The sequence below is a fragment of the Ideonella azotifigens genome (assembly GCF_006519715.1).
Lineage (GTDB): Bacteria > Pseudomonadota > Gammaproteobacteria > Burkholderiales > Burkholderiaceae_C > Ideonella > Ideonella azotifigens.
The window spans coordinates 1-2,773 of record NZ_VIDT01000695.1 but is presented as its reverse complement, the minus strand read 5'-3'; the positions used below and the strand labels follow the sequence as shown (position 1 = coordinate 2,773).

At 67.8% G+C, this 2,773-nt stretch carries 2 protein-coding genes; both read left to right on the top strand.

Annotation, left to right across the window (positions count from 1 at the left end; all coding sequences use genetic code 11):
- The coding region (locus FKP22_RS26415) for a sigma-54 interaction domain-containing protein (RefSeq protein ID WP_170201104.1) at positions 1-861 on the top strand (861 nt) is incomplete at its 5' end.
- Positions 862-1,046: 185 nt separating this feature from the next.
- Entirely contained in the window at positions 1,047-2,654 is a 1,608-nt protein-coding gene (locus tag FKP22_RS26410; RefSeq protein ID WP_211361596.1) for a glucan biosynthesis protein G, read from the top strand.
- The last annotated feature ends 119 nt before the right edge of the window (positions 2,655-2,773 follow it).

Genomic DNA, 2,773 nt, shown 5'->3' with positions numbered 1-2,773 from the left:
ATCCACCGCGCCGGGCCGCGGGCCGCCGGGCCGTTCGTGGCGGTCAACTGCAGCGCCATTCCCGAGGCGCTGCTGGAGTCCGAGCTGTTCGGCCATGTGAAAGGCGCGTTCACCGGCGCGGTCACCAACCACCGCGGGCTGTTCCAGAGCGCGCATGGCGGCACGCTGTTCCTGGACGAGATCGGCGACATGCCGCCGGCGCTGCAGGTCAAGCTGCTGCGCGTGCTGCAGGAGCGCCAGGTGCGGCCGGTGGGCGCGCAGCAGTCGATCGCGGTGGATGTGCGCATCCTTTCGGCCACCCACCGCGACCTGGAGGCGGCGCTGGCCAGCGGCGAGTTCCGCGAGGACCTTTACTACCGGCTCAACGTGGTGACGCTGACGCTGCCCACGCTGGCCGAGCGGCGCGAGGACATTCCGCTGCTGGCCCAGCACTTCCTGCAGCGCCTGGCCGCCAAGTACGACAAGAAGCTCAATGGCTTTGCGCCGGACGCACTGAGCGCTTTGGCGACTGCCGCCTGGCCCGGCAATGTGCGCCAGCTGCACAACGCCGTCGAACAGGTCTGCGCGCTGGCCACCGCACCGCTGATCCCGCTGGCGCTGGTGCAGCGCGCGTTGCGGGTGCCGACAGTGGAGGTGCTCACTTACGCTGAGGCCCGTCGCCGCTTCGAGCACGACTACCTGGTCGGCCTGCTGAAACTGACCGACGGCCAGGTCGCCGACGCTGCGCGGCTGGCCGACCGTAACCGGACCGAGTTCTACCGGCTGCTGCAGAAGAACGGCCTGACGCCCGGCCTGTTTCGCAGCGAGTCGCCGGATGGCGACAGCGATGGCGCAGTGCAGCAACCGCCTGTCGCCGGCTAGCGACAGCGAATTTTCTTAACGAAATCAGGCACTTGCGAAACAGGAGAGGGTAAGCCCCCAGAAGCTGTCGCTGAACGGCGACGCTTTTCTCCCCCGAAAGGGGGGATGGGACGGCCTGATTTGCTCAAGTCATTGATTTGAAAGAGAAAAATAGGGTGGCACAGGCTTTGCGGTAAAGCACCGCAATGACTACTTCCGCCAACCCCTCTTTGCCTCGCATCGGCCGCCGCCGCTGGCAGGCTGCGGTGCTGGCCTTGCCGCTGGCGCTGCTGGCGCAGGCTGTGACTGCCGCCACTTCGGCGGCGATGGATCTCGACACGCTGGCCCAGAAGGCCCAGGCCCTGGCCGCCCAGCCCTACCAGCCCACGCCCAGCAGCACGCCGCAGGCGCTGAAAGACCTGACGTACGACCAGATGCGGTCCATCCGCTTCAAGCCGGCGCGTGCGGTCTGGCGTGAACAGCAGCTGCCGTTCGAGCTGATGTTCTTCCACCTCGGCAAGTACCAGACCGAGCCGGTGCGCCTGCACGAGCTGAACGGCGACGCCAGCCGCGACTTCAAGTTCGACGCCGCCGACTTCAGCTACGACTTCAAGAAGACCTTCGACCCGGCCGCCTGGGGCGACATCGGCTACGCCGGTTTCCGCGTGCACACCCAGATGACGCCCGGCGCGACCTACAAGGACGAGCTGGTGGTCTTCCAGGGCGCCAGCTACTTCCGCGCGCTGGGCGCGGGGCAGCACTACGGCCTGTCGGCCCGTGGCCTGGCGGTGGACACCGCCGGCGGCCTGAAGGGCGAGGAATTCCCGCGCTTCACCGACTTCTGGCTGCAGCGCCCCGCGGCCGATGCCAAGTCGCTGGTCGTGCTGGCACTGATGGACTCGCCGCGTGTCACCGGCGCCTACCGCTTCGACATCACGCCCGGCGTCACCACGCAGGTCAGCGTGCACGCGAAGCTGGTGCTGCGTGACACCAAGGAGCCGATCAAGACCTTGGGCATCGCGCCGCTGACCAGCATGTTCTCGTTTGGCGAGAACCAGCCGCACCGCAGCGACTTCCGTCCCGAAGTGCACGACAGCGATGGCCTGATGATGGCCACCGGCGACGGTGAATGGCTGTGGCGCCCGCTGCAGAACCCCAAGTCCACGCTGACCACCTCGTTTGCGATGCGTTCGCCCAAGGGCTTCGGCCTGATGCAGCGTGACCGCAACTTCAGCAGCTACGAAGACAGCGAAGCCAGCTACGAGCGCCGGCCTTCGGCCTGGATCACGCCGCTGGGCGACTGGGGCACCGGCCGCGTGGAGCTGGTGCAGCTGCACACGCCTGACGAAACCAACGACAACATCGTCGCCTACTGGGTGCCGGCCACGCTGCCGGCCCCGGGCCAGGTGCTGGACATGGCCTGGCGCGTGGACTGGCAGGGCGAGCAGCAGCAGCGCCCGCCGGCCGGCTGGGTCACGCAGACCCGCGTGGGCCGCAGCTACGCGACGCTGAAGGACAACGAGCAGCAGCTGATCGTCGACTTCGCCGGCCCTGCGCTGGACAAGCTCGAAGCCTCGGCCGCCGAAGTGCCGGCCGGTGCCAAGCAGGCCGCGCTGCGCGCCGTGGTCTCGGCAGATGGCAATGGCCGCATCGAAGAACAAACCTTGTACCGCGTCAGCGCCAACGGCGCCTGGCGACTGGCCCTGCGCGTGATGACCGTCGACCCGACGAAGCCGGTCGAACTGCGGGCCTTCCTCCAATCTGGCAACGACACCGTGAGTGAAACATGGACGCATCTCCTGACAGCGCAATGAAGTGCGCACGCGGCAATACCGCGTCGTACGCACGCCCCGTCGTGGCCAGCCGCGCCACGAACGGAACCACCAACGGAACCTCCTACGTGCCCGGCATGCCGGCCATCCATCGCGGCAGC